We start from the raw sequence: 21,852 nt of genomic DNA, 5'->3' as shown, positions 1-21,852 counted from the left end.
AGAACACGGTGCCCAACAAAAAACCCGGCGGTTGCCCGCCGGGTTTAGCTTCATTCAGCCGGAGCCTATTAGAACGAGCGCTGGAAGCGGAGGAGGCCGCCGACGCTGTTCTTCTTGTCCCCATTGGTCCAGTTGCGATTGTCAACGTCGCCAAACTTGCCGTCGTGGTCGTAGTCGACTTCGGCCGTGACCGTCAGGCCGGGAACGATGTCGTAGGCGACGTTCGCCGCTACGCCATAGTTCTTGTCGTCGTCAGCAGAGGCCTGGAGGTTGAACGAGGTCTTCTCGTTGAACTTGTAGGTGCCGCCGCCCCACACCGCCCAGTTGCCGCCCCACTGCTTGTAGAAGTTGCGGTCGATGTTGTCGTCCGTTCCGTAGCCGGCCATGATGAACAGCGACAGTTCGTTGGTCGCGTTCACATCGAGGCGAACCTTGCCGGCCCACTCTTCCCAAGTGCTGTCATAGGCGCCGACGGCGATGATATCGCCCCAGCCCTGCGTGTACTTCACGCCGCCGACGACATGCGGCACGTAGCTGTCGATGGTGTCATTGCCGGACGTGGCGTTGTAGACATAGTTGCCAGCCCCATCGAGGACAGCAGCACCAGCATCGCCGGAGCCTTCTTCGAGCGAAACCACGGCGGAGAAGCCGTTGCCGGCGTCGAAATAGTACTGGACGACGTTGGTATCGAAGCCGCCGTACGGGACCAGCGTATCCTGGATGACGTTGCCGGCATAGCCGATGAACGTATCGAAGGCCGATTCGTCCTTACCGACGCGCAGGCCACCGAGCTGGATCCAGGCGAAGTTCAGCGTGACGCCTTTGTTGACAGCGTCATTGCCGAATTCATCGCCATAGCCATTGGAGTTGCCGAAGTTGAAGCGGGTCTCGGTGAAGGTCTTCAAGGTGCCGAGCTCGGTTTCCTGGCCGGTCCAGGTCTTCAGGGTGAAGCGGGTGTTCTTGTACCACGTACCCTGATCCTTCCCGTTCATCTGATCGATGGCGCGGGAGCCATCGAACGAGCCGACGTCGCCGACGCCGATGTCGTAGCGGACAAAGCCGCCGATGCGCAGGCAGGTTTCGGTGCCGGGAATGTAGAAGTAGCCCGAGCCGTAGACGTCGCAGATCTTGACGTATTCAGCCGGTTCCGGCTCGGCGACGACGACGGCGTCGGCGGCGCGCGCACCGGAAACTGCGATCAGGGCCGCAGCGGAGCCAAGGAGAAGGCTCTTGATGTTCATTTTCTGACCTCCAGTCAGAATCGAAGGTGGAGGTCGACGAAAAGCAGGTCGTTGCGCCGTTTTTCTTTTAATTTCAAATAGATATGCCTTAAGGTCGTCAGTGGGGCTCCGCCCGCCAAAAACGCTTACTGGCGAAGGCCTTGCCCGAGCCGGTCTTGAAATATCGCTCGAGTTGCCGGGCGTTGGCCTCGGTTTCAACCGCAATGTAGGACTTCAACGTCAGAGGCAGATAGGCCTTAGTCGATGTCACGTAGCCCGATCGATGCGATTCGAAACGGCGTCGGAGGTCGTTTGTCGATCCGACATAGATATCGCCGTTATGGAGCTGCAGGAAATAGACGTACCACATGGTCCCCCTACGCTACTTCGTAGCTTCGGGCGACACTCCAACGTCCGATTGCGGTTTCGGGTGGCCTGCCACCCGAAGCCCGCAGGGCGTAGGGTGGCGGAGAGGATGGGATTCGAACCCACGAGAAGCTTTTGACCTCTACTCCCTTAGCAGGGGAGCGCCTTCGACCACTCGGCCACCTCTCCGTTGCGCCGCTGGATAAAGAAAAGCGCCGGCACAATCAACAGCTGGCACCATTATCGCGGAAAAATCCGACATCGGCCGCCGGCCGCATGCGCCATAAGGCGATTCTGCGGCAATTCCCTGGCCGGCGACTCGGGGCGACATGGCCGCAATTGCGACGGCGCGTCGCCGGATTCGGCCGCGTTGCAAGGGCCGCGGGAGTCCCAATGGTTAACGAGAGCTTTCGGAGTGAGGCCAAATCGTGTCATTTGTGCAACAACGCCGGGGGATAGCGCCCGAACTGCCCTTTTGCTGGTACGATCGTGGTTGAACGCCGCCGGCTCATGGGTAATGTCGAATTCGAAGGAGCGGCGCGGTGCGCATCTTTTTCGGTTAGTGGGGATGGGGCAGGGAACGCTGTCCTTCAGCAAAGAATACCCAGACCCGTTTTTTAACTTTTGACTGGAGGTCAGAAAATGAACATCAAGAGCCTTCTCCTTGGCTCCGCTGCGGCCCTGATCGCAGTTTCCGGTGCGCGCGCCGCCGACGCCGTCGTCGTCGCCGAGCCGGAACCAGCTGAATACGTCAAGATCTGCGACGTTTACGGCATGGGCTACTTCTACATTCCCGGCACCGAAACCTGCCTGCGCATCGGCGGCTATGTGCGTTATGACGCCAGCTTTGGCGACGTCGGTTCGTTCGATGGCGCGGAGAGCCGTGACGTGAAGGATGGCGACAGCCAGGATACCTGGCGCAAGAAGGCCCGCTTCACGCTGAAGACCTGGACCGGCCAGGAAACCGAACTCGGCACCTTGAAGACCTTCACCGAGACTCGCTGGAATTTCGGCAACCGCAACGGCTATGCCACCTATTATGGCAATGTTGCTACCAACTCGGGCGTCTCGCTGAACTTCGCATGGATCCAGCTCGGTGGTCTGCGCGTCGGTAAGGACGAATCGGCCTTCAATACGTTCATCGGCTACGCCGGCAACGTCATCCAGGATACGCTGGTTCCTTACGGCGATTTCGACACCAACGTCATCCAGTACTACTTCGACGCCGGCAACGGCTTCTCCGCCGTTCTCTCGCTCGAAGAAGGTTCGGGCGGCGGCACTCCTGATTTCTACGGCGTGGGCACGATCGACAGCTACGTTCCGCATGTCGTCGGCGGTCTGAAGTGGACGCAGGGCTGGGGCGCCATCACCGGCGTCATCGCTTATGACAGCAACTATGAAGAAGTCGCCGGCAAGGTTCGTTTGGACATCACCCCGATGCAGAACCTGTCGCTGTTCATCATCGGCGGCTACGGCTCCGACGACAACCTGTCGGATCCGACCTATGCCCTCCCGGCTGGTGGCCGCGGCTTCTACAAGCAGTGGGACGGCAACTGGGCAGTCTGGGGCGGTGGCACCTACACCTTCAACGAGAAGACCTCGTTCAACCTCCAGGTCTCGTATGACGAAGGTGAGAACCTCGGTATCGCAGCCAACGTCGCCTACGACGTCGTCCCCGGCTTCACGGTCACGGCTGAAGTTGACTACCTCAATGCAGGCAATTTCGGCAACGCCGATTTCTCCAACTGGACCAATGCTGACGACGACAACAGCGTCGGCGGTATGCTCCGCTTCCAGCGCTCGTTCTAAGGGCTGGTTCTATACAGGTGAAATCCAGCCCGGGCGCATCAACGCCCGGGCTGGATTGTTTTCGTGACTGGGTCAACGCAAACGAAAGGATGGGGGTATCGGTAGCTGAATAGAGTCCGTGGGACGATTTCGTGGGATCCGTTGATGGCGGATGAAATCACAACTGCGTGATTCAAAACTCTTGAAAGGGCGCCTCCAAGCGGATAGGGCTGATCTATCCATTCGGGGGTTGCAGCGAATGATGACGACCGAAGCGATTCAAGAGGAAACACCCTCTGATCATTTTTCGATGTTTTCTTCTCAAAGCGCAAAGATCAAATACAGCTTTAACAAGATAAGAGAAGTAAAGTCGTATAGGGTCGGAGAGCTTTTTTCAGCCTATCGAGACATACTTTGGGATGACGGGCGGCATAAATACAATGTCAGCTCTTTCATCGGCGAAATAGACGAGATCCTCCTTGGGGAACGTTTCAGCGCCTTTGACCAAAGCACCCTGGACAACCTTATCGGTACCTTGCGCCAGCGCGGCAACAGCAACGCAACCATCAACCGGAAGATGGCTGCCCTTAGCAAACTGTTGCGCAAGGCTCATAAGATGGGAGATATCCACAGCCTGCCCGAGTTCCGCCGCCAGAAGGAGCGGGCGGGACGGATTCGTTTCCTTGAAAAGGACGAAGAGGCTAGGCTGTTCGCGGCCATCAGGAGCCGCAGCGAGGATGCTTACCGTCTTTCTGTCTTCCTCGTCGACACCGGATGCCGCCTCGGCGAGGCGCTCGGGTTGATTTGGAACGACATCCAGGAACACCGCGTCTCCTTCTGGATCACCAAGTCCGGCCGCAGCCGCACCATTCCGATGACCGCTCGTGTCAAAGAGGTCATCAAATTGCCGGTCACCGAAGGCCGCCGACCCAAGGGTCCGTTCACCAAGCTCAGCCAGGCGCAATATCGTGCCATCTGGAATGATGCGAAGGCCGAGGTCGGCCTCGGCGCCGACGAACAGGTGGTTCCGCATATATTGCGCCACACCTGCGCATCGCGTCTCGTCCAGGGCGGCATTGACATCAGGCGCGTCCAGATGTGGCTCGGCCACCAGACGCTGTCGATGACCATGCGCTACGCGCATCTGGCCACAAACGACCTCGATGGCTGCGTCGTCGTGCTGGAAACGCCGCGCGGCGAGGGGATGGGGGGCGGCACGGAGAACTCGGCGTTCTCGTCTCCGCTGACCACGCCTACATCGGCAGGGCCTAAGCAAAAGGGCGAAGCGCGCCCAGCGAAGGCGGCCAAGGCGGCCGGGAAGAGCTCCAAGGCCAAATAGCTCCGCCAAACTGTCCTATACTGCAATAGCGACCCCGAGACCGATTTGGTCTTGGGGTTTACTTTGCCTGAACCTGTTGTTCGGCCCGATCTAGGAATGCGGCGATGGCGTCCGGCAGGTCGCCGGTCTCCAGGAAAGGCGCATGGCCTTGGCCATCGACCGTAATCGTCTCCATGCCAGGATGGCGTTTTCGCATCTCTTCCAGCGTCCCGGCTGACAGCAGCTTCGAGTTGCCGCCGCGTATGGCGAGCATCGGCACGGCGGCGAGCGCTTCGAATTGCGGCCATAGATCCGGCAATGGCTTGGTGAAATCGAGCCCAGCAAGCGTGTCGACCAGTTTCGAGTCGAAATCCGGCACCAGTCCTGCATCCGTCTCCCGATAGAGCGCCGACACCATCCGTTCCCAGTCGGCCTCAGTCAGCGCCGGAAAATCGCCACCATGCGTGCCGCGCTGGGCGTCGAGCGCCTCGCCAAAGCTCTTCGGCTTCGGCGCGCGCTCGAGGTAGGAGCCGATATGGGCGAGGCCTTCGGCCTCGATCACCGGGCCGATGTCGTTGAGCACGATGGCCTTCAGCACGGCCGGCCGCATAGCGCCAATCACATGGATGATCAGCCCACCGCGCGACGTGCCGATGAAGGCCGCGTTCTCGATGCCGAGGGCCGCCAGGCCCGCGAGGATGTCGCCGGCCTCGACACCGACATTATAGTGGCTGATGTCGGGATCATAGGCGGATTGTCCGCGCCCGCGATAGTCGAAGGCGATGACCTTGCGTGGGTTCTTCGCCTGCCTCGACAGATGCAGCGCCAACTCGTTGAAGTCGCGCGCATTGCGGGTCAGGCCGGGCAGGCAGACGACCGGCCAGCGTCCAAAGTCAGTTTCGCCGTAAACGCGGGCATGCAGTTTGAGCCCGTCCGGCGCGGTGTAGAAGAAGTCGGAGAAACCTTGGTCATCTTGCATATGCACTCGATTCCCCGTCGCTGTCGGATCGCTTCCGACTGCTACAGGCGAGGGCAGGGGCGGTCAAATCGCCGGAGTAGGCGGGCTGAGAATCTTGGAGATGTTGGAGGGACAGAGGGGGGCGCGAAGGATCGCCGGCATCCGGCTTTATGAACTCGCCGCTCCTCAACTCCGCCCGTTCACCAGATCTCCCACAATGTCGTACTTCCCTGAAATACGCATCTTGTAGACCTCGTAATTCTCCATCACGCGCTGCACGTAACTTCTTGTTTCCGTATAGGGAATCCGCTCGATCCAGTCGACGATGGCGTCCACGTCCTTGCCGCGCGGGTCGCCGTATTTCGCCACCCATTGGGCGGCGCGGTTGGGGCCGGCATTGTAGCCGGCGAAGGTCAGCACATAGGATCCGTCAAAGCGGTCGAGCTGCTCGCCGAGGAAGGCCGCGCCCAGCGTCGCATTGTAGCCGGCATCGCTGGTCAGCCGGGTCTGCGAAAACGTCAATCCGGCTTTCTTTGCCAATTGCCTGGCGGTGCCCGGCATCAACTGCAGCAGCCCGCGCGCGCCGGCGCTGGAAATGGCGCCGACATTGAACTCGCTTTCCTGGCGCGCGATCGCATAGGCCAGCGCCTTGCCCGAGCCGGAAATGTTGGCGGTGTCGGGAATGACGCCCAGCGGATGCGACAGCGCCCCGACATCGATGCCGCGCGCGCCGGCGATCTTGCCGATCTTCAGCGCCATGAAATGATTGTCCTGCTTTTCCGCCAGCACCGCCAGCAGCGCCAGTTCGCCCGGGCTGGTCAGCTGCCCGGCGAGGTCGCGGTAGAGCGTCTCGGCGTAGCGGTCGTAGCCCGCCTCCTGCAGCCGCATGATGGCACTGACGGCTTCTCGGGCTGCGAAATTCTTCCGGTCGGCCGCGCTCGGCTGCGGATAGACGATGTTGAGGCTCCTCAAGCCGACCCGCTCGCCGGCAAGCTGGCCATAGAAGGTGGTGCCGTAGGCGGCGGCGCGCGCGAAATTGTCCTTGGCGTTGCCAGGGCCGCCGACTTCCGCCGCGCGGCCCAGCCAGTAATAGGCGCGCGACAGCGACATCGGCCCCTGCGCCAGGTCGGCAATGCGTGCGAAATGCGTGGCGGCTGTGGCGGGATCGTTGAGGCCGCGCAACGCGTACCAGCCGGCATGGAACTCGGCTTCGGCGGCGTTGGCGGCACTTTCGGCGGCATGCGCGGCAACGATCTTGTAGGCCGTCTTCATGTCGCCCTGGTCTACCAGTTCGCGCGACAGCACCCGGCGCTCGACCCACCAGGCATCGGGATCGACCAGCGCCTCACGCTCGGTCGGCGCCTTCATCACGATCGCCGCGGCGTCGGCAAACTTCCGCTGCTTGCGCAGATATTCGGCCTGCGCGAAGACATAGCCGGCGGAACGCTGCTCGGGTGGCACCGCCTTCAGCAGCTTGGCCGCATTCTTGTCGCCCTTGGACACGGCCGCCCAGGCATCGGCCAGTGGCTGGGCGCCGGCGAGACCGGCGACGTGCAGCGCCGAACTGACCTTGTCGGCATAGAACATGCGCTCCATGCGGAAGCGATGGTCGTCGGCCGGGATCAGCGCGCCGAATTCCTTGATGACCGCTGTCTCGTCCTTCGTCTCGAGCTTTTCCGTGCGCCAGAACGGCGACAGCACCGAACGCGCCGCCTTGGCATTGCCAAGCGCGACATAGGAGCGGGCAAGGATGATCACGCCTTCCGGTGTCAACGGCTGGCTGCCGTCGAATGCCTTCACCACGGTCTGCGGCGAGGGGTTTTCGCGATAGAGCGCTCGCTCGCTGTTCTTGCGCAGCGCGATCGTGCCCGGCCAGTTCGGCAGCATCTTGGCGGCGTCCGCTATGTCACCGCTCGGCACCTGGTCGCCGCCATAGAGCGCGATCGCCCAGGCCAGTATATGCCGGTCGAGCGAATTGGCCGGCAGCGCCTCGCGCACCTGGCGCGCGCCGGGAATGTCGTTGGCCGCCAGCCTGTCGAGGCCGCTCTTCAGCAAGGCGACACTGGTTGAGGGGCTCGCATCCTGTCGGCCCGGATCCGACTGGCTCTGCAAGTCGGGCATCGGGATCGCCGACGTCAGCTGCACATCGACGCCACCGCCGATCGCCGCGACCGGGATCAGCGCAAGCGTGGCGCCCAGAAGCGCAAAACGATGGGACCGCCTGGTCGGCATTATCTGTCCTTACACATTACCAGCAGGCTGAGACGCCTCGAAGCCTAAACTTAGGTCGTGAAGAGCACGTGAATGAAGGCTATCGAGGTCGTTCGAATTGCGCCCGCTGGCACCATGGCAATGCTTGCCGCGCAACAATGTCGAGACTATGGTGCGCGGCTTCGCTTTCGGCTAGAAGGCGCGCACGATAGACCGACCGACAAAACTCGATAAGTCCCAAGGAGTTGGACGACATGCTGAGAGGCTCGCTGACCGCGCTCGTGACACCGTTCGAAAAGAGCGGGCGTTTCGACGAGAAAGCCTTTCGCGCGTTCGTCGAATGGCAGCTTGCCGAAGGCACAACCGGGCTGGTTCCCGTCGGCACCACCGGCGAGTCGCCGACACTGTCGCATGACGAGCATCGCCAGGTCGTCAAGGTGTGCATCGAGGTCGCCAACGGGCGCGTTCCGGTCGTCGCCGGTGCCGGCTCCAACAACACCGAGGAGGCGGTCGGGCTGGTGCAATATGCCGAAAAAGCGGGCGCCGACGCGGCTCTCGTCGTCACGCCCTACTACAACAAGCCGACGCAGCGCGGTCTCTATGCGCATTTCGCCGCCGTCGCCAAGGCGACCAAGCTGCCGATTATCATCTACAACATTCCGCCGCGCTCGGTGATCGACATGAGCCCGGAAACGATGGGCCAACTGGCGCATGACTTCAAGAACATCGTCGGCGTCAAGGACGCCACTGGCAAGGTCGAGCGGGTGTCGGAGCAGCGCGCCACCTGCGGCAAGGATTTCATCCAGCTTTCGGGCGAAGACGCTTCGGCGCTCGGCTTCAACGCGCATGGCGGCGTCGGCTGCATCTCGGTGACGTCGAATGTCGCGCCGAGGTTATGCGCCGAATTCCAGGAAGCTACCCTTTCCGGCGACAGCGCCAAGGCGCTTGAGTTGCAGGATCGCCTCATGCCGCTGCACAAGGCGATCTTCACCGAACCTGGCCTGTGCGGCGCTAAATACGCGCTGTCGCAGCTGGGCAAGGTCGAGAACGTCGTGCGCTCGCCGCTGGTGACGATCGAGGCATCGACCGCCGAGAAGATCGATCAGGCGATGAAGCACGCTGGCTTGATAAATTAGGGATGAGGCGCCACCTCTCCACATCATGAATCAAGTCAGAAAAGCCGATCCCAACAACAAGACCGTTGCGGAGAACCGCAAGGCGCGGTTTTCCTATGAGGTGCTCGACACGATCGAGGCCGGTCTGGTGCTGACCGGCACCGAGGTCAAGTCGCTGCGTCAGGGCCAGGCCAACATCCAGGACAGCTACGCCTCGGTCGAAGGCGGCGAGATCTGGCTGATCAACTCCTATCTGCCGGAATACCTGCAGGCCAACCGCTTCAACCACGAGCCGCGCCGGCGCCGCAAGCTGCTGCTCAACAAGCGCGAGATGGCGAAGCTGTCGCAGAGCGTCGACCGCGAAGGCATGACGCTGGTGCCGCTGAAAATCTATTTCAACGACCAGGGCCGCGCCAAGCTTTTGCTCGCCGTCGGCCGCGGCAAGAAGCTGCACGACAAGCGCGAGACCGAAAAGCAGCGCGACTGGTCGCGCGAGAAAGGCCGCTTGTTGAAGGAGCGTGGGTGACGGTAGCCTGAAGAAAGCCAACAGTCTGGCTTCAAAGGTCGAACAAGCCGCCAGTTCCAACAGGGGATCGCCTTGAAGTACCGGATTGTTCTCTGGAGCCTGGCCATCGTGGCCGTGGCCGGCCTCGTCGCGGCAGGCGGCCTTGCCTATTTCCGTACCTTCTCGCCGGACCGCACCCGATTTCCGCTGAGAGGCATCGACGTCTCACATCATCAGGGCAAGATCGACTGGCAGCGCGTCGCCGCCGACGATGTCACCTTTGCCGTTATCAAGGCGACGGAGGGCGGCGACCATGTCGATGATGCCTTTGCCGCCAATTTGCGCGAGGCGCGCGCGGCCGGTCTTGCCGTCGGCGCCTATCACTTCTTCACCTTCTGTCGGCCTGGCGCCGACCAGGCGAAAAATTTCATCTCTGTGGTGCCGCGCGACGGGCCGCTGCTGCCGCCGGTGGTGGACATCGAATTCGGCGGCAATTGCCCGCAAAGGCCATCACCTGAACAGCTCAATGCCGAACTCCTGGCATTCCTCGGTCCGGTGGAAGCCGCCTTTGGCAAGCCTGTGATCGTCTATCTGACCGACGACGCCGCAACCGCCTATGCCGGGCAGATAGCGGCGCGCCCGCTCTGGCTTCGCTCATTGCTGCTCGAGCCGGGCAGCGACGACTGGGTCTATTGGCAATACCACAACAGGGGCCGTGTCGACGGCATCGACGGCGATGTCGACCTCAATGTCTTGCAGGGCGGGCCGGCGAAGCTGACCGAATTGTTTGCGGCGCCTTGACTCCGGACTTTATGTCTTCAGGAACGTCGCTATCTCCCTGAACACATTGACGAACATCGCCTCGGTCAGAACGCCGGTATTGGTGTTGTAGCGCGAGCAGTGATAGCTGGAAAACAGCGTGACGGCGCTGACCTGCTGCTGTCCGCCGTGCCGGAACGGATAGGCGGCGACGCGCCCACCCAGCGCACGTACCGTCGACTGATGCGCGATCGAGCCCAGCGCCAGCACGGCGCGCAAATTGGGAAAGCGCGCGATTGTCGGCACCAGAAATGTCCGGCAGGTAGTGATCTCCGCACCCACCGGCTTGTTTTCCGGCGGCACGCAGCGCACCGCATTGGTGATCGCCGTGCCGACAAGCTGCAGCCCATCGTCTGGCCGCGCCTTGAACTCGCCGCGCGCAAAACCATGCGCGATCAGCGTTGAGTATAGCAGGTCGCCGGCATAGTCGCCGGTGAAGGGTCGCCCCGTCCGGTTCGCGCCGCGCAGGCCCGGCGCCAGCCCGACAATCAAAAGCCTGACGGCATCCTCGCCTTCGGGCGGCAGGAAGGTCGGCACCGGCGCGTTGAACCAGGACGGCTCGCGTTGCCGCCAGTCGGCGATGAAATCATGCAGCCGCGGGCAGAGCGAGCAGTCGCGGCCGGGTTCGGGGGAGGAAGCGGCGACCAAGGCCGCCGCCGTCAAAAATCGTCCTCATCGACTTCGGCCGGCTCGGGCCGGCGCACCGGCCGCTCGGACGGATCGCGGCCGACTTCGTTCTTCAGTGTCATCAGGTCCATGAAATGATCGGCCTGGCGGCGCAGATCGTCGGAGATCATTGGCGGCTGCGAGGCCATGGTGGAGACGATCGAGACCTTGCGGCCGCGCCGCTGCAGCGCCTCGACCAGGGTGCGGAAATCGCCGTCGCCGGAGAAGATAACGTAGTGGTCGACGACATCGGCGAGCTCCAGCGCATCGACGGTCAGTTCGATGTCCATATTACCCTTGATCTTGCGGCGGCCGGTCGAGTCGGTGAATTCCTTGGCCGGCTTGGTCACCACCTTGAAGCCGTTATAGTCGAGCCAGTCGATCAGCGGCCGGATCGAGGAATATTCCTGATCCTCGACCAGCGCGGTGTAATAGTAGGCGCGCAGCAGATAGCCGCGCTTCTGGAAGCTCGACAGAAGCTTGCGATAGTCGATGTCGAAACCCAGCGCCCGCGAGGTGGCGTAGAGATTGGCGCCGTCGATGAAAAGGGCGATTTTCTCACGAGGGTCGAACATGGAAAAATTTCCTTTTCGAAAAATAGGCGGTCGTCTAAATGCGTGCGTGACTATCGGCCGGTCTCTGAAAAATAGACCTTATAGCCTTCCTTATCCGAGATAGCGCCAGTTTTGCGGCAATCCAAGCTGCGTTGCCGCATTGCAAGCAATTGTGATCGGTGCGCAATCGTCGCAGCCAAGCGTGTCCCGAATTCTGGTACCGATCCGCCCTCCGCCCGGGCCAGGGGCCGGCATTGCCAAGAAGCTTGTATTTTGGCGGCGTTCGGGTTATGGACCGCGCCTGTTTTCCATCAAATCCAGGCATGAAAGGGGCAATTCATGGCCCGCGTAACCGTTGAAGATTGCATCGACAAGGTCGACAACCGCTTCGAGCTCGTGCTCTTGGCCGGCCACCGCGCCCGCCAGATCAGCCAAGGCGCGCAGATCACCGTGCCGCGCGACAACGACAAGAACCCGGTCATCGCTCTGCGCGAGATTGCCGACGAGACGCTGTCGCCCGACGACCTCAAGGAAGACCTGATCCACTCGCTGCAGAAGCATGTCGAGGTCGACGAGCCGGAAGCTGACGGCGAGGTGATCGCCGATCAGACCGGCACCGCCGTTGCGGCGACCGACGCCGACGACGCCGAGGACAACATCGCTTTCGACCGCATGACCGAGGAAGACCTGCTTGCCGGCATCGAAGGCCTGGTCCCGCCGGAAAAAAGCGACGACTATTGATCGACTATTGATCTTCGCCGACGCTGCCGACACTTTCGCGTCGGCAGTTTCGTGGCTATCTATGACATGCGCCGGATGCATATTCGGCGCATGATTCATTTCAGCACCGCGAGATCCCGCCCATGATGCGTCAGTATGAGCTTGTCGAGCGCGTCCAGCGCTACAAGCCTGACGTCAACGAGGCGTTGCTCAACAAGGCCTATGTCTATGCCATGCAGAAGCATGGCCATCAGAAGCGCGCCTCCGGCGACCCCTATTTCTCGCATCCGCTCGAAGTCGCCGCCATCCTCACCGAAATGCACATGGACGAGGCGACGATCGCCGTCGCCCTGCTGCACGACACGATCGAGGACACGACAGCGACCAGGGCCGAGATCGACGAACTGTTCGGCCCGGAAATGGGCAAGCTGGTCGAGGGCCTGACCAAGCTGAAGAAGCTCGACCTCGTCTCCAAGAAGGCCGAGCAGGCGGAGAATTTGCGCAAGCTGCTGCTGGCGATCTCGGAAGATGTGCGCGTGCTTCTGGTCAAGCTCGCCGACCGCCTGCACAACATGCGCACCCTCGACCATGTGCCGGAAGCCAAGCGCCTGCGCATCGCCGAGGAGACGATGGAGATCTATGCGCCGCTTGCCGGCCGCATGGGCATGCAAGGCATGCGCGAGGAGTTGGAGGAGATCGCCTTCCGCTACATCAATCCGGAAGCCTACCGCGCCGTCACCGCCAGGCTCGCCGAGATCTTCGAGCGCAACAAGGGCGTGCTGTCCGAGATCGAGAAGTCGCTGTCCACGCTGTTCGAAAAGCATGCGATCAAGGCTGGCGTGAAGAGCCGGCAGAAGAAACCGTGGTCGGTGTTTCGCAAGATGGAGGCCAAGGCGCTGTCCTTCGAGCAGCTGTCCGACATTTTCGGCTTCCGTGTCGTCGTCGATACGGTCGAGGACTGCTACCGCGCGCTCGGCGCCATCCACACCGCCTGGTCGATGGTCCCCGGCCGCTTCAAGGACTACATCTCGACGCCGAAGCAGAACGACTACCGCTCGATCCACACCACCATCGTCGGTCCCTCGCGCCAGCGCGTCGAACTGCAGATCCGCACCCGCGAGATGAACAAGATCGCCGAATATGGCGTCGCCGCGCATTCGATCTACAAGGACACCGGCGGCAAGACGAACGGTGCCGCCCACGCGATCTCGAAGGAGACCAACGCCTATGCCTGGCTTCGGCGCACCATCGAGCAGCTGGCCGAAGGCGACAATCCCGAGGATTTCCTCGAGAACACCAAGCTGGAGCTGTTCCAGGACCAGGTGTTCTGCTTCACGCCCAAGGGCATGCTGATTGCGCTCCCGCGCGGCGCGACGCCCATCGACTTCGCCTATGCCGTGCACACCGATGTCGGCGACACCTGCGTCGGCGCCAAGGTCAACGGCCGCATCATGCCGCTGATGACCGAATTGAAGAACGGCGACGAGGTCGAGATCATCCGCTCCAAGGCGCAGGTGCCACCGGCGGCCTGGGAATCGGTGGTCGTCACCGGCAAGGCGCGATCCGCCATCCGCCGTGCCACCAAGAATGCCATCCGCAAGCAGTATTCGGGTCTCGGCGCCCGCATCCTCGAGCGCGCCTTCGAGCGCGCCGGCAAGAGCTTCACCAAGGAAGGCTTGAAGCCGGTGCTGCACCGGTTGGCGCGCAAGGACATCGAGGACGTGCTGGCCTCGGTCGGCCGCGGCGAGCTCGCCTCGACCGACGTCATGAAGGCGGTGTTCCCCGACTACAAGGACGAACGCGTCACCGTTGCCGCGCCCAAGCAGCGCGAGGAGGGCTGGTCGAAGATCCGCAATGCCGCCGGCATGCTGTTCCAGATCCCGGGTCGTGCGGCACGCAAGGACAAGGACCAGCCGCGCGATGGAGCGGTTCCCATCCGCGGCGTGCGCGGCGACCTGCCGGTGCGCTTCGCGCCGGAAGGCGCGGTCCCAGGCGACCGCATCGTCGGCATCGTGCAGCCGGGAACCGGCATCACCATCTATCCGATCCAGTCGCCGGCGCTGCAGGCCTTCGACGACCAGCCCGAGCGCTGGATCGACGTGCGCTGGGACATTGACGAGCGCACCAAGGAGCGCTTCCCGGCCCGCGTCTCGGTCACCGCCATCAATGCACCGGGCTCGCTGGCCGACATCGCCCAGGTCGTTGCCTCCAACGACGCCAATATCCATACATTGTCGATGGTGCGCACCGCGCCCGACTTCACCGAAATGCTGATCGATCTCGAAGTCTGGGATCTGAAGCACCTCAACCGGCTGCTGTCGCAGCTCAAGGACAATTCGAGCGTCAGCGATGCGCGGCGCGTCAATGGCTAGACCATGATCCCGAAAAGTGGTGGCCGGTTTTCGGACAAGATCATGGTCAATCAAAAAAGAGGCAACGATGAACACCGACGAAGTGTTGGGCATTTTCCGCGAGGCCGGCGCCGTTCTCGAAGGCCATTTCATCCTGACGTCGGGCCTGCGCAGCCCGGTCTTCCTGCAGAAGGCGCGCGTCTTTATGCATGCCGACAAGACCGAGCGTCTCTGCAGTGCGCTGGCCGAAAAGATCCGCAGCGCCGTGCCTGGCCGCATCGATTATGTCGTCGGCCCGGCGATCGGCGGGCTGATCCCGGCCTATGAGACCTCGCGCCATCTCGGTGCGCCGGCGATCTGGGTCGAGCGGGAAGGGGGCGAGTTCAGGCTGCGCCGCTTCGAGATCGCCAGGGGATCGCGCGTCGTCATCGTCGAGGACATCGTCACCACCGGCCTGTCGATCCGCGAGACCATCGACTGCCTGCGCGAGCTTGGCGCCGAGGTGGTGGCGGCCGCCTGCATCATCGACCGATCGGCCGGCAAGACCGATGTCGGCGTGCCGCTGATCGCGCTCGCCGAATATGAGGTTCCGGCCTATCCGGCCGACCGGCTGCCGCCCGAACTCGCCGCCATCCCGGCCGTCAAGCCCGGCAGCCGCAACATCTGATGCCGCCATGCATGAAAACAAGCACTTGAGCGGGTCGCTTGAATCGCTTCGGGAGCGCGGCGCCGTGATGATCGCCAGCATCGATCATTTCGTGCTGACGGTCCGCTCGGTGGATGACACCTGCGCCTTCTACCAACGTGTCCTCGGCCTCCGGCGCCTCGACGAGCCGAACCGGCCGACCGCGTTGCTCCTCGGATCGCAGAAAATCAATTTGCATCAGGTGGGCCGCACCTTCGAGCCGAAGGCCAAGGCGCCGACAGCTGGCGCCGGCGATTTCTGCCTTGTTGCCGCCCGGCCGCTCGCCGAGGTCTGCGCCAGCCTGGCAGCCAACGGCGTCGCCGTCGAAGTCGGCCCGGTCGAGCGCACCGGCGCCCGCGGCCCGATGATGTCTGTCTACTTTCGCGATCCGGACGGCAACCTCGTCGAGGTCAGCGAGTATTTGAAGTAGCCGCTTCGGCTCAGCCTGTCCGTTGTTCTTCGGCCGGCGCGTCGCTATATCAAAGTCGTTGTTGCCTTTGGGACCTCAAAGCGCAAGATATGGCTGTGGCGCCCCGGCCGGGATGGCCGGAGTTGCCGGCGTTGATAAATCAGGAACTGGAACAGAGTGCTTTTTCGACGCCGCGAGCCTGATGGCCTTTTGGAGCGGGTGCGTACCTATCTGTGGCCGCGCCGCTCGTTCTCTCGTTCGCTGCAGTATTTCTCCAAGCGGATTCTCCGGCTGAAGGCAACGCCGCACGCGGTTGCCGCCGGCGTCTCGGCCGGTGTCTTCGCCTCGTTCTTCCCGCTCGGCTTTCACTTCGTCATCGCCGCCGTGCTTTGCTGGGTGATCGCCGGCAATCTGGTAGCGGCGGCGCTAGGCGCGGTGTTCTTTGGCAATCCGCTGACCTTTCCGCTGCTGTGGGGCGCGTCCTGGGAGACCGGCAAGCTGATCCTGCACGAACGCCTGCCGAAGCACGGGCCGCCTGAGCATCTTGGCGAAATGATGCATACGCTTTCGTTTGCGAGGTTGTGGCACCCGGTGCTGGAGCCGATGCTGATCGGCGCCTTACCGCTAGGACTGGTCTTCGGGCTTGTGTTCTACGGCATCACCCGCTGGGGCATGACCGTCTTTCGCGAGCAGCGCAAGAGGCGCATGGACGAGCGGGCGCAGAAGGCCAGGCACGGCGGGCGGGAAGTTCCCGCGGCATGATCATCGGCATCGGCAGCGACCTGATCGACATCAGACGCATCGAGAAGTCGCTGGAGCGGCATGGCCAGCGCTTCATCCAGCGCATCTACACCGAGGTCGAGCAGGCCCGTTCCGAAGCTCGCCAAGGGCGCGCCGCCTCCTATGCCAAGCGCTTCGCCGCCAAGGAGGCCTGCGCCAAGGCGCTGGGCACCGGTCTGGCGCAAGGCGTGTTCTGGCGCGACATGGGCGTCGTCAACCTTGCCAGCGGCAAGCCGACCATGGCGCTGACCGGGGGTGCTGCCGCCAGGCTGGACAAGATCCTGCCTGGGGGGCACCGCGCGGCAATCCACCTCACCATCACTGATGATTTTCCGCTTGCTCAAGCCTTTGTGATCATTGAGGCGTTGCCCGTCGAACAAGCGCCACATTGATTGCATCTGACCAGCGGCATGACGTTGCCCAGCGCGCGCCGAGACTCTATACCATCCAACGCACAATCGAGGACGACATGAGCGTGGCTGAAAAATCCGAGAAGAAATCCGGCGGGCTTGGCGAAACCGTCAGCGTCATCATTCAGGCGTTGGTGCTCGCGCTGGTCATCCGCACGCTCCTGTTCCAGCCGTTTTCGATCCCGTCCGGGTCGATGCGGCCGACCCTGCTCGAAGGCGACTATCTGTTCGTCACCAAATGGTCCTACGGCTATTCGCACTATTCGCTGCCGTTCGGCCCCGACATCTTCTCCGGCCGCATCTGGGATGCCGCGCCCAAGCGCGGCGATGTCGCGGTGTTCAAGTTCCCGCCGGACCCGTCCGTCGACTACATCAAGCGCGTCATCGGCCTGCCGGGCGACAAGATCCAGGTCAAGGACGGTCAGCTGTTCATCAATGGCGTCGGCGTGCCGCGCGTGAAGACGGGACAGATCGACAACCCCGACATCACCGAGGCCCAGGGGCCGGTCGACGTCTATCGCGAGACGCTGCCCAACGGCGTTTCCTACGACACGCTCGACCTGACGCCCAATTCGATCGGCGACAACACGCGCGAATTCGACGTGCCGCCCGGCCATTATTTCATGATGGGCGACAACCGCGACAATTCCTCCGACAGCCGCTTCACCGTCGGCTTCGTACCGGAGGAGAACCTGGTCGGCCGCGCCAACATCATCTTCTTCTCGATCGCCGACGGCGCCAGCCCGCTCGAGATCTGGAAATGGCCGTCGCTCATGCGCGTGTCGCGCCTGTTCAACTTCGTCGACTAGGCATGGCGGCGACAAAGCGGTTGACCGCCGATGCGCTCGCCGAAGCGCTGATGCAGCGCACCGGCCACGCCTTTGCCGACCGCCAGCGTCTGCAGCGCGCGCTGACCCATGCCAGCGCCCGCTCAACCCATGCTGGCGTCGACTATGAGCGCTTCGAGTTCCTCGGCGACCGCGTTCTCGGCCTTGTCGTCGCCGATATGCTGCTCGCGGCATTTCCGGACGCCGCCGAGGGCGAACTGTCGCTTCGGCTGAACGCGCTGGTCAATGCCGAGGCGCTGTCCGAGATCGCCGAGGAGATCGGCCTGCCGGAACTGATCCGCGCTGGCTCCGACGTGCGCGGTCTCGACGGGCGCAAGCGCGTCAACCTGCGCGCCGATGCACTGGAATCGCTGATCGCCGTGCTCTATCTCGACGGCGGCCTGGAGGCGGCCCGCGCCTTCATCCACACATACTGGCGTCCCCGCTCGCAGGCCATCGGTGCGGCCCGCCGCGATGCCAAGACCGAATTGCAGGAGTGGGCGCATCAGGCGGCGGCAGGCGCCATGCCGGCCTATCGTATCGACAGCCGCGAGGGACCGGACCACGATCCCTTGTTCACCGTCAGCGTCAAGGTCGGCGCTTTTACGCCGGCAACCGGCAGCGGGCGCTCCAAGCGCGAGGCCGAGCAGGCCGCCGCCGCCGCACTGCTTATGCGCGAAGGCGTCTGGGTCGCATCGGCCCAAAAATCGGAATCGATTTTTGGAGAGCACGATGCGTAGATTCAAAGTCTTAGAGCGTCCTTTGCGTGTCCAGGAGGACGCGCGGCGCTCTAACGAAGGGAGCGCGGCATGACCGCCACCGAAGACCTCGCTCCGGCAGCAGAAGTCCCCGCCACGCGCTCCGGCTTCGTCGCGCTGATCGGCGCGCCCAATGCCGGCAAGTCGACGCTGGTCAACCAGCTGGTCGGCGCCAAGGTGTCGATCGTCACCCATAAGGTGCAGACCACCCGCGCCATCGTGCGCGGCATCGCCACGCACGAGAACGCCCAGATCGTTTTCGTCGACACACCGGGCATCTTCAAGCCGAAGCGGCGGCTGGACACGGCCATGGTGACCACCGCCTGGGGCGGCGCCAAGGATGCCGATGTCGTGCTCTTGCTGATCGATGCCGAGCGCGGCATCAGGGGCGATGCCGACGCCATCCTGGAGCGGCTGAAGGATGTGCGCCAGCCGATGGTGCTGATCCTCAACAAGGTCGACCGGGTCAAGCACGAGGCGCTGCTGGCGCTCGCCGCAACCGCCAACGAACGCGTGCCGTTCAAGCGCACCTTCATGGTCTCGGCGCTGACCGGTTCCGGCTGCAAGGACCTGCTCGACTATCTGGCGGAGACGCTGCCGGCCGGTCCCTGGTACTATCCGGAGGACCAGATCTCCGACCTGCCGATGCGCCAGCTGGCGGCCGAGATCACCCGCGAAAAGCTGTATCTCAGGCTGCATCAGGAACTGCCTTACTCCTCCCATATCGAGACCGAAAAATGGGAAGAGAAGAAGGACGGCTCGGTGCGTATCGACCAGACGATCTATGTCGAGCGCGAGAGCCAGAAGAAGATCGTGCTCGGGCACAAGGGCGAGACCATCCGCGCCATCGGCCAGGCGGCGCGCATGGAGATCGCAGGCATCCTCGAACAGAAGGTGCACCTGTTCCTGTTCGTCAAGGTGCGCGAGAACTGGGGCGACGACCCCGAGCGCTACCGCGAGATGGGTTTGGAATTTCCGCACTGACCGCAACATGAGCGCGGCGCCCCGGAAAAGGGCGCCGCGCTCATGTTGCGGATTTTGTTCAGGCCGCAGCGACGGCAAGCTGCGTCTTTGGCTGGCGGACAAAACTCTCGGTGCCATACCAGGCGACGATGGCAACCGCGATCACTGCCCAGATTGCGACACCGATCCACTGCTGCTGCTCATAATCGCCGTCGGTGAACACCCTGCCGAGGAAGCGCACGCTGTTCTGGTGCGTGACATGCATGATGAAGGCGAGAAGCACGCTGCCGGTATTCTGGTAGAGCCAGGTGAACACCACGGCTGCCAGCACGACGTTGATCGTGCCGTAGAGGCTGAGGTCGCCGACCAGGCCGAGCGGGACGTGCCAGATGGCCCAGATCGCACCGAGGATCAGGCTGCCGGTGAGCGCCGAATGGCTGCCGAGCAGACGTGGCGTGGCAAAGCCGCGCCATCCCGGCTCTTCGCCGAGCGGGCCGCTGAAGACGGCATAGAGCGCGATGATCGGCAGCATCTCGGCCATGGCGGGAATGTTGCTCAAGGCCGGTGCTGCCGCGCCAAACAACGGGTTGATCAGGATCGAGGCAAGCTGCGCTCCGAACGGCAGGCCGAACGCCACCAGATACCAGAAGGGATGCACCCGCCATTTCACCATCGAGGCGAGGATGGCCTTGACCGAGCCCCAGCCGCCGGACGGGCCGCGACGATGAAACCGGAAACGATCGGGCCGAAGGTGAACCAGGGAATGCTGTCGCCATTCGACAGCCAGAACGGGATGAAGGCCGGCCAGGTCAGGGCGAGCGCCAGCGAAAAGAACGCAGTCAGCTGGTGCCTTCGCACCAGGTCCAGGAAGGAAGTCATGGCAGGTCCTCTCGACGGGCAGGTTTGATCGCGAGAGGTCGCCGGACTGCCCGATCGGTCGACATGCATTTGGGAACGAGCCAGCCGAGCTGTTTCGACTGGGGCCGCTTTCGGTCAATCCGTTCTTATTGCCGCCGGCGCGACCAAAAATCCCGAGCGCTTTCTGATCGATTTCCGATATTTGCTATTGGCAGCATTCCCCGAGCCCGGCCCGGTCCAATCTTGATTTCGCCCTCCAATCGGTGAAATGCTCCGGCATGGAATGGCGCGACGAGGGAATCATTCTCGGCACCCGCAAGCATGGCGAAACCAGCGCCATCCTCGAGGTGATGACGCGCGCCCATGGCCGCCATCTCGGCCTGGTGCGCGGCGGCCGCTCGCGCAGGCAGCAGCCGGTGCTGCAGCCCGGCAATCGCGTTGACCTGCTGTGGCGGGCGCGGCTCGACGAGCATCTCGGCACCTTCCAGGCCGAGGCGATCGAGATGAACGCCGCCCGGCTGATGGACAGTGCGGTTGCCGTCTACGGGCTGCAGACCATGGCCGCGCATCTCAGACTTTTGCCCGAGCGAGATGCCCATGGCGGCCTCTATGAGACGCTGGCCGTGATGATCGCCCATCTCGACGATGCCGACGCCGCCGGTGAACTGGTGGCGCGTTTCGAGTTGCTTATCCTCGACGAACTCGGCTTCGGCCTCGATCTCAGCCAGTGCGCGGCGACCGGCACCAGGCAGGACCTCGCCTATGTCTCGCCGAAATCCGGCCGCGCCGTGTCGCGCGCGGCCGGCGCTGCCTGGCACGACAAGATGCTGGCGTTGCCGGCCTTCCTGCAGCGCGGCTCCGGCCTCCGCGCCGATCCGGCGGCGCTGGAGGACGCCTTCCGGCTGACCGGCTTCTTCTTCACCCGCCATGTCTACGAGCCGCGCGGCCTAGAGCCGCCCGATGCCCGCGCCGGTTTCCTCGCCGCGCTGCGCAGGCACCATGCGGCGGGCAAGGTGCCCGCTGCAGAAACGACCGGACAGTAGCGAGGCACCTATCCGGCTTTCCGCCGCTCCACGAAATCGTCAAGGATGGCGCGCTGACCTCTGAGGATCTTGAGAGCGGCCTCAGACAATGAAAACCACCCGGCCCTGTCCACTTCGGGAAATTCCTTCATCGAGCCTGACCTTGGCGGCCATTCCATGGTGAACATGTTGCTTCTGATAGCGTCCGTGTCGACCTCCGCTTCGACACTCCATGCGATCACGATCTTGCCGCCCGGCTGACGATAGCTGCCGACAGGCTCGAAATGTCCATCGATCGCCACGCCGAGTTCCTCTTCGGCCTCGCGTTGTGCGGCCGCCAGTTCACTTTCGTGCTCGCCGACAAGCCCCTTGGGAATGGACCACGCGCCGTCATCCTTTCTTGCCCAGAACGGGCCGCCGGGATGGACCAGCAGAAACTCAAGAATGCCGGCGTTTCTCCTGTAGATCAGCAGGCCTGCACTTCGATTCGGCATCGACAATCCCCATCGCATTTGCCGCGAGCAGCCGAGGATAGCACGAGTATTTGGC

At 62.9% G+C, this 21,852-nt stretch carries 24 protein-coding genes and 1 tRNA gene; 15 read left to right on the top strand and 10 right to left on the bottom strand.

The window, feature by feature from the left end; genetic code table 11:
- Positions 1-68 precede the first annotated feature (68 nt).
- From AC1RUK_RS18115 to AC1RUK_RS18105, 3 genes are all read right to left on the bottom strand, one after another.
- A complete protein-coding gene (locus AC1RUK_RS18115; RefSeq protein ID WP_481834526.1) occupies positions 69-1,241 on the bottom strand; it encodes a porin in 1,173 nt (390 codons plus the stop codon).
- A gap of 97 nt (positions 1,242-1,338) precedes the next feature.
- Entirely contained in the window at positions 1,339-1,590 is a 252-nt protein-coding gene (locus tag AC1RUK_RS18110; RefSeq protein WP_481834527.1) for a GIY-YIG nuclease family protein, read from the bottom strand.
- Between the two features lie 94 nt (positions 1,591-1,684).
- Positions 1,685-1,775, bottom strand: a tRNA-Ser gene (locus AC1RUK_RS18105).
- 453 nt (positions 1,776-2,228) lie between these two features.
- Here AC1RUK_RS18105 and AC1RUK_RS18100 point away from each other — a divergent pair.
- Together AC1RUK_RS18100 and AC1RUK_RS18095 are read left to right on the top strand one after the other, a co-directional pair.
- Positions 2,229-3,395 (top strand): porin, encoded by a 1,167-nt coding sequence (locus tag AC1RUK_RS18100; protein ID WP_481834528.1) that lies wholly within the window; start codon positions 2,229-2,231, stop codon positions 3,393-3,395.
- Between the two features lie 238 nt (positions 3,396-3,633).
- Positions 3,634-4,713, top strand: coding sequence for a tyrosine-type recombinase/integrase (locus AC1RUK_RS18095; RefSeq protein ID WP_481834529.1), 1,080 nt, complete (start codon positions 3,634-3,636; stop codon positions 4,711-4,713).
- Positions 4,714-4,771: 58 nt separating this feature from the next.
- On the opposite strand, the gene AC1RUK_RS18090 is transcribed toward AC1RUK_RS18095, so the two are convergent.
- Together AC1RUK_RS18090 and AC1RUK_RS18085 are read right to left on the bottom strand one after the other, a co-directional pair.
- Positions 4,772-5,671, bottom strand: coding sequence for an alpha/beta fold hydrolase (locus tag AC1RUK_RS18090; RefSeq protein WP_481834530.1), 900 nt, complete (start codon positions 5,669-5,671; stop codon positions 4,772-4,774).
- 165 nt (positions 5,672-5,836) lie between these two features.
- The gene (locus tag AC1RUK_RS18085; RefSeq protein WP_481834531.1) at positions 5,837-7,882 is read right to left on the bottom strand and encodes a lytic transglycosylase domain-containing protein; all 2,046 of its coding nucleotides are present in this window, start codon (positions 7,880-7,882) and stop codon (positions 5,837-5,839) included.
- Between the two features lie 233 nt (positions 7,883-8,115).
- On the opposite strand from AC1RUK_RS18085, the gene dapA reads away from it, so the two are divergent.
- The 3 genes from dapA to AC1RUK_RS18070 all read left to right on the top strand — a co-directional run bounded on the left by dapA (position 8,116) and on the right by AC1RUK_RS18070 (position 10,282).
- Positions 8,116-8,997: a 4-hydroxy-tetrahydrodipicolinate synthase gene (gene dapA / locus AC1RUK_RS18080; RefSeq protein WP_481834532.1), complete on the top strand. Its 882-nt coding sequence runs from the start codon at positions 8,116-8,118 to the stop codon at positions 8,995-8,997.
- A gap of 25 nt (positions 8,998-9,022) precedes the next feature.
- Positions 9,023-9,502, top strand: coding sequence for an SsrA-binding protein SmpB (smpB, locus tag AC1RUK_RS18075; protein WP_006202221.1), 480 nt, complete (start codon positions 9,023-9,025; stop codon positions 9,500-9,502).
- 72 nt (positions 9,503-9,574) lie between these two features.
- A complete protein-coding gene (locus AC1RUK_RS18070) occupies positions 9,575-10,282 on the top strand; it encodes a glycoside hydrolase family 25 protein (protein ID WP_481834533.1) in 708 nt (235 codons plus the stop codon).
- Between the two features lie 9 nt (positions 10,283-10,291).
- Here the strand turns inward: AC1RUK_RS18070 and AC1RUK_RS18065 are convergent, their stop codons facing one another.
- The gene (locus AC1RUK_RS18065; protein WP_481834534.1) at positions 10,292-10,963 is read right to left on the bottom strand and encodes a uracil-DNA glycosylase; all 672 of its coding nucleotides are present in this window, start codon (positions 10,961-10,963) and stop codon (positions 10,292-10,294) included.
- Positions 10,960-11,541: a LabA-like NYN domain-containing protein gene (locus AC1RUK_RS18060; RefSeq protein WP_006202226.1), complete on the bottom strand. Its 582-nt coding sequence runs from the start codon at positions 11,539-11,541 to the stop codon at positions 10,960-10,962. Before AC1RUK_RS18060 ends, AC1RUK_RS18065 begins: the two co-directional genes overlap by 4 nt.
- 318 nt (positions 11,542-11,859) lie before the next feature.
- Between AC1RUK_RS18060 and rpoZ the strand changes: the two genes are divergently transcribed.
- The 9 genes from rpoZ (at position 11,860) to era (ending at position 19,444) form a co-directional block, all read left to right on the top strand.
- Complete coding sequence (gene rpoZ / locus AC1RUK_RS18055; protein WP_006202227.1) at positions 11,860-12,261, top strand: DNA-directed RNA polymerase subunit omega; 402 nt, start codon at positions 11,860-11,862, stop codon at positions 12,259-12,261.
- Between the two features lie 122 nt (positions 12,262-12,383).
- Positions 12,384-14,612, top strand: a complete 2,229-nt coding sequence (locus tag AC1RUK_RS18050) for a RelA/SpoT family protein (RefSeq protein ID WP_481834535.1) — start codon at positions 12,384-12,386, stop codon at positions 14,610-14,612.
- 67 nt (positions 14,613-14,679) lie between these two features.
- Positions 14,680-15,258 carry an orotate phosphoribosyltransferase gene (gene pyrE, locus AC1RUK_RS18045; RefSeq protein WP_481834536.1) on the top strand — a complete coding sequence of 193 codons (579 nt, stop codon included), beginning with the start codon at positions 14,680-14,682 and terminating at the stop codon, positions 15,256-15,258.
- A gap of 64 nt (positions 15,259-15,322) precedes the next feature.
- Positions 15,323-15,706, top strand: a complete 384-nt coding sequence (locus AC1RUK_RS18040) for a VOC family protein (protein ID WP_481839466.1) — start codon at positions 15,323-15,325, stop codon at positions 15,704-15,706.
- A gap of 156 nt (positions 15,707-15,862) precedes the next feature.
- Positions 15,863-16,447, top strand: a complete 585-nt coding sequence (locus AC1RUK_RS18035; protein WP_481834537.1) for a DUF2062 domain-containing protein — start codon at positions 15,863-15,865, stop codon at positions 16,445-16,447.
- Positions 16,444-16,857 (top strand): holo-ACP synthase, encoded by a 414-nt coding sequence (acpS, locus tag AC1RUK_RS18030; protein ID WP_436171744.1) that lies wholly within the window; start codon positions 16,444-16,446, stop codon positions 16,855-16,857. Before AC1RUK_RS18035 ends, acpS begins: the two co-directional genes overlap by 4 nt.
- 77 nt (positions 16,858-16,934) lie before the next feature.
- Complete coding sequence (gene lepB, locus AC1RUK_RS18025; RefSeq protein ID WP_436171745.1) at positions 16,935-17,684, top strand: signal peptidase I; 750 nt, start codon at positions 16,935-16,937, stop codon at positions 17,682-17,684.
- 2 nt (positions 17,685-17,686) lie between these two features.
- Positions 17,687-18,442, top strand: coding sequence for a ribonuclease III (rnc, locus tag AC1RUK_RS18020; protein ID WP_481834538.1), 756 nt, complete (start codon positions 17,687-17,689; stop codon positions 18,440-18,442).
- Between the two features lie 69 nt (positions 18,443-18,511).
- The gene (era, locus tag AC1RUK_RS18015) at positions 18,512-19,444 is read left to right on the top strand and encodes a GTPase Era (protein ID WP_481834539.1); all 933 of its coding nucleotides are present in this window, start codon (positions 18,512-18,514) and stop codon (positions 19,442-19,444) included.
- Positions 19,445-19,502: 58 nt separating this feature from the next.
- On the opposite strand, the gene AC1RUK_RS18010 is transcribed toward era, so the two are convergent.
- Positions 19,503-20,096 (bottom strand): CPBP family intramembrane glutamic endopeptidase, encoded by a 594-nt coding sequence (locus tag AC1RUK_RS18010; RefSeq protein ID WP_481834540.1) that lies wholly within the window; start codon positions 20,094-20,096, stop codon positions 19,503-19,505.
- Complete coding sequence (locus AC1RUK_RS18005; RefSeq protein ID WP_481834541.1) at positions 20,090-20,302, bottom strand: hypothetical protein; 213 nt, start codon at positions 20,300-20,302, stop codon at positions 20,090-20,092. The genes AC1RUK_RS18010 and AC1RUK_RS18005 overlap by 7 nt, the downstream gene beginning before the upstream one ends.
- A gap of 257 nt (positions 20,303-20,559) precedes the next feature.
- Here AC1RUK_RS18005 and recO point away from each other — a divergent pair, with 257 nt between their 5' ends.
- Complete coding sequence (gene recO / locus AC1RUK_RS18000) at positions 20,560-21,324, top strand: DNA repair protein RecO (protein ID WP_481834542.1); 765 nt, start codon at positions 20,560-20,562, stop codon at positions 21,322-21,324.
- 8 nt (positions 21,325-21,332) lie between these two features.
- On the opposite strand, the gene AC1RUK_RS17995 is transcribed toward recO, so the two are convergent.
- Positions 21,333-21,797 (bottom strand): NUDIX hydrolase, encoded by a 465-nt coding sequence (locus AC1RUK_RS17995; RefSeq protein ID WP_481839467.1) that lies wholly within the window; start codon positions 21,795-21,797, stop codon positions 21,333-21,335.
- Positions 21,798-21,852: the final 55 nt, after the last annotated feature.

The organism is Mesorhizobium monacense, assembly GCF_056781675.1.
This window is presented reverse-complemented; position numbering and strand designations above follow the sequence as displayed.

What these genes read in the sequence shown, in the direction of transcription:
- AC1RUK_RS18115 (WP_481834526.1), bottom strand. Translation starts at nt 1,241, where the DNA reads ATGAACATCAAGAGCCTTCTCCTTGGCTCCGCTGCGGCCCTGATCGCA.
- AC1RUK_RS18110 (WP_481834527.1), bottom strand. Translation starts at nt 1,590, where the DNA reads ATGTGGTACGTCTATTTCCTGCAGCTCCATAACGGCGATATCTATGTC.
- AC1RUK_RS18100 (WP_481834528.1), top strand. Translation starts at nt 2,229, where the DNA reads ATGAACATCAAGAGCCTTCTCCTTGGCTCCGCTGCGGCCCTGATCGCA.
- AC1RUK_RS18095 (WP_481834529.1), top strand. Translation starts at nt 3,634, where the DNA reads ATGATGACGACCGAAGCGATTCAAGAGGAAACACCCTCTGATCATTTT.
- AC1RUK_RS18090 (WP_481834530.1), bottom strand. Translation starts at nt 5,671, where the DNA reads ATGCAAGATGACCAAGGTTTCTCCGACTTCTTCTACACCGCGCCGGAC.
- AC1RUK_RS18085 (WP_481834531.1), bottom strand. Translation starts at nt 7,882, where the DNA reads ATGCCGACCAGGCGGTCCCATCGTTTTGCGCTTCTGGGCGCCACGCTT.
- dapA (WP_481834532.1), top strand. Translation starts at nt 8,116, where the DNA reads ATGCTGAGAGGCTCGCTGACCGCGCTCGTGACACCGTTCGAAAAGAGC.
- smpB (WP_006202221.1), top strand. Translation starts at nt 9,023, where the DNA reads ATGAATCAAGTCAGAAAAGCCGATCCCAACAACAAGACCGTTGCGGAG.
- AC1RUK_RS18060 (WP_006202226.1), bottom strand. Translation starts at nt 11,541, where the DNA reads ATGTTCGACCCTCGTGAGAAAATCGCCCTTTTCATCGACGGCGCCAAT.
- rpoZ (WP_006202227.1), top strand. Translation starts at nt 11,860, where the DNA reads ATGGCCCGCGTAACCGTTGAAGATTGCATCGACAAGGTCGACAACCGC.
- AC1RUK_RS18050 (WP_481834535.1), top strand. Translation starts at nt 12,384, where the DNA reads ATGATGCGTCAGTATGAGCTTGTCGAGCGCGTCCAGCGCTACAAGCCT.
- pyrE (WP_481834536.1), top strand. Translation starts at nt 14,680, where the DNA reads ATGAACACCGACGAAGTGTTGGGCATTTTCCGCGAGGCCGGCGCCGTT.
- acpS (WP_436171744.1), top strand. Translation starts at nt 16,444, where the DNA reads ATGATCATCGGCATCGGCAGCGACCTGATCGACATCAGACGCATCGAG.
- lepB (WP_436171745.1), top strand. Translation starts at nt 16,935, where the DNA reads ATGAGCGTGGCTGAAAAATCCGAGAAGAAATCCGGCGGGCTTGGCGAA.
- rnc (WP_481834538.1), top strand. Translation starts at nt 17,687, where the DNA reads ATGGCGGCGACAAAGCGGTTGACCGCCGATGCGCTCGCCGAAGCGCTG.
- era (WP_481834539.1), top strand. Translation starts at nt 18,512, where the DNA reads ATGACCGCCACCGAAGACCTCGCTCCGGCAGCAGAAGTCCCCGCCACG.
- AC1RUK_RS18010 (WP_481834540.1), bottom strand. Translation starts at nt 20,096, where the DNA reads ATGGTGAAATGGCGGGTGCATCCCTTCTGGTATCTGGTGGCGTTCGGC.
- AC1RUK_RS18005 (WP_481834541.1), bottom strand. Translation starts at nt 20,302, where the DNA reads ATGACTTCCTTCCTGGACCTGGTGCGAAGGCACCAGCTGACTGCGTTC.
- recO (WP_481834542.1), top strand. Translation starts at nt 20,560, where the DNA reads ATGGAATGGCGCGACGAGGGAATCATTCTCGGCACCCGCAAGCATGGC.
- AC1RUK_RS17995 (WP_481839467.1), bottom strand. Translation starts at nt 21,797, where the DNA reads ATGCCGAATCGAAGTGCAGGCCTGCTGATCTACAGGAGAAACGCCGGC.